At 42.6% G+C, this 3,272-nt stretch carries 1 protein-coding gene; it reads left to right on the top strand.

Annotated elements, in window-relative coordinates:
- A partial coding sequence (locus L1286_RS23845; protein WP_235409520.1) for a putative Ig domain-containing protein occupies positions 1–3,272 on the top strand: 3,272 nt, incomplete at both ends.

Genomic DNA, 3,272 nt, shown 5'->3' on the forward strand with positions numbered 1-3,272 from the left:
TATTTGGCGAGTGACGGCTGATGAATTGTTTGATGATCTGGCAGGCGAAGGCATGACGCTGAGTGATCTAAAAGTTCAATACCGTGGCACAGAATCTGGCCCGCAATTTGAAGCAAATCCTTTTATTCTCAGTAACAATGAGATAACGGTCAAACGACGCAATGGTACAACGAAAACGGTCAGAATACCTGCGGGTGAATATCGCTTTACGGTGACTGGCCACTCAAAACATGCCATTGGTGGCGGTGATACTACGACATTTGTGGTTAATGTCGAGGATAACGTTGCCCCTCATTTACTGAGACGCAGTTATACAGTCAATGAGGGGGCTGTTCCTCTAGATCTTAATGATATTGTCAGTGACACTGAGGATGATGACGTTATTTTTAATATGTCGGCGTTAGGAGGCCTTAATTTTGATAAAGATGGAATTTATTCAAAAATCTTTGCGCAAGCTGACGAAAGTCGTTTATTTGAACATTGGATGAAAGGATTTGATTTTAGCAGTGAGGGTGTATACCAAATTGCCGGAAGTTATTACGACTATTACAACTTAACGCCGCAAAACTTTAATTTCGATTTAACAGTGAATGACGCCGACCAACCAGTTTATTTCAAAGGTGGTTTTTTAGATTGGCACCTCAGACCAAATACGCCACTTTCCCAGCAATCTGGGTTTGATGTTAATGTTATCAAAGACAAAGTCACAGAGGGGGATGTTGAAGATACCGTCTCTTACAGTCTAATTTTCAAAGAAGACTTGTCAAAAATATCGTTAGGTGGATATTACGATAATCTAGGAAATCCAGTTTATACAGATAGTTATACCACACATGAAGAAATCCAGAATAAGATCCGGCGAGGTGAAATTAAAAATGTCGCCAATCGACTGGGCGTGACACTAGATCCTTCTACAGGTGTACTCAGTGGTGCTATAAGGGATGTGTATGCTGGCTCAGTTGAAGAAATATATGTGCTTGCTCATTCATCAGGTGAAATGAGGCCTGTTGTCGCACCAATAAAAATTCAAATTTCCGGTGCACGGCACTTTGCTATTCAAAAAGGAAGCAGCTACTCAATACCGATTACCTCAGATATGCACGGGTTCGAGCAGCTAAAAAGTGTTTTGGTCCAAGGCAGCTCAAAAGTTAGCCTTAATCATGATAAAACGAAGGTGATTATTAATACCAACTCCTCTGATGCTGTTGCTCAATCATTCACATTAAAATTCAAGGATGGTGGACCAATTGAAGATCATATTCATGGGCAGCAGACCTCGGATTCTATTGGTGGGGCACATGCTGATGTTGGCACGCTATGGCATGAAACTGAGTCGACCAGAAGCTTCACGTTTAAAATAAGTGATATTGTTCTTGGTCCTACAGTTCAGGAACAAACCAAGCGAATCAATTTCAAAGATACAGACAATTGGCAGTTTCAAAAGTCTGATTTAGATACCATTTTTGGTGATGTGGATAATGATCCACTCATTTATAGTATTGTATCTAAACCCTCTTGGGTTGTATGGAATAACAGTACACAAACACTGAGTACTGTAGATGGCACAAACCCAGATGGATACCATGAAGTTAAGGTTAAAGCACTTGAGCCGAATTCTGGTGAGTATGCATTTGTTACGTTGGGACTTGTGGTCGAAGATACTAATAATGCGCCTGTTCTAAACCATGACTTTGGGCCATTCAACTATGTTGAGGGTGAAAATATTTCTTTAGATTTTAAATCATATTTTAGAGAAATAGATGGTCAAGCGCTGAGTTTTCAAGTTTATACGTTTGATCCTGTGACAGATGCGCCAATGATGCCACAAGGGTTATCTGTGAGTAATGGCGTGTTAAGCGGGACGTTGGGGTTTAACAGCGAAGGACGGTATGGATTATCTGTTACAGCTTCGGATGGTGAAGCGCAAACTACTCACATAACACAATTCAATGTAGGTCATGCTAATCAATCGGTAGTAAACCTGCAGGGTAAAGAGGGACAAAATACCGAAACGTTGTTCACTCGAGGCATTACAGGTTTGGTTAACATCAACAGAACCGAGTTAATTAATGCTCCAAGTTTTGTATCGGTATTAAGTGGTAACCGAGGGTTGTCTTTTAAACCAGACTATAGTGATGCTGGTACATATTCGTTCAGCGTAAAACTGTATCCTGGTGAGGTTCAGCAGATCCACGGCGTGTCAGCAACTGACTCTTTTACAATTGATACTAGAACAGTTGATTACAAAATAGTTATAAGCAATACAAATAGAGCGCCTACAGCTCGAAAGATTAGTACGACTATTGGGGTGCAAAACAACCAAAGCTGGTCTCACAGTAAGGCTCAAATAAATGCCCTGTTTAATGATTTGGATGGGGATACGCTGGCCTATACGATAGTTTCTAAACCTAGCTGGGTTAGCTGGAGCAGCAGCAGTCAATCATTGAGCGTGGGGAGTCAACTCAAACCAGTTGGTAATCACACCATTCGAATCAAAGCGCAAGATAGCAGTGGCGCCTCGGCATACACCAACATTGTTTTAAGCGTGTCTGATTCAAATAGGGCGCCTACGTCATCCCCGTTTACCATTTTAGATCAAACTGCAGGACGGGCGATGTCGCCCATATCTTTTAGTCGTTTTTTCTCTGATCCTGATGGCGATGCGCTAACATACAGAATTTCATTTATAAGAAATGATGGCACTGATGCGTCCATAAGCATGCCCTCAGGTTTGCGTTTTAGTAGCAATGGGGTTTTATCCGGCACGCCTAGGTTCGCTGGAAACTATATATTGACGGTTACTGCGTCTGATGGCCAAAAGTCTACATCGAGATCTGCTAGGTTAGTGGTGCATTCTGGCAGTGGCATTGGTATCGGTGGTGGCGATGATTTGATGTTGATGGCCAGCACGTTCAATATGCAGTCAGAACCTACTCCTGCGCGAAGCTCTAGGGCATTAGATGTACCAACAACTCTGTCAAAGGAGAAGGGGACCTCTGAGTTAGAAGTAGTACCGGAGCCAATTCAGCCAAGCATTGCGCCTTTAGTTGATGTTACTCCAAGTGTGATGAAATCTCAGCCTATAACTGAGTCAGCGGTGATGTTTGCTCCTGTCCAGGCGCGTTTTTCCGCAGCTTCGGTAAGTGTGACACCCCCTGTCACACCAGGCTTATCTTCGGCAATGGAACAATATTGGTTTACTTACGACGCCAATAATCGTGTCGTTATGGATGGTGCCCAACTGGTAGGTGGCCAAGTATCTATTTCGTCTC

Origin of the sequence: Pseudoalteromonas sp. SMS1 (genome assembly GCF_021530565.1) — a bacterium.
GTDB lineage: Bacteria > Pseudomonadota > Gammaproteobacteria > Enterobacterales > Alteromonadaceae > Pseudoalteromonas.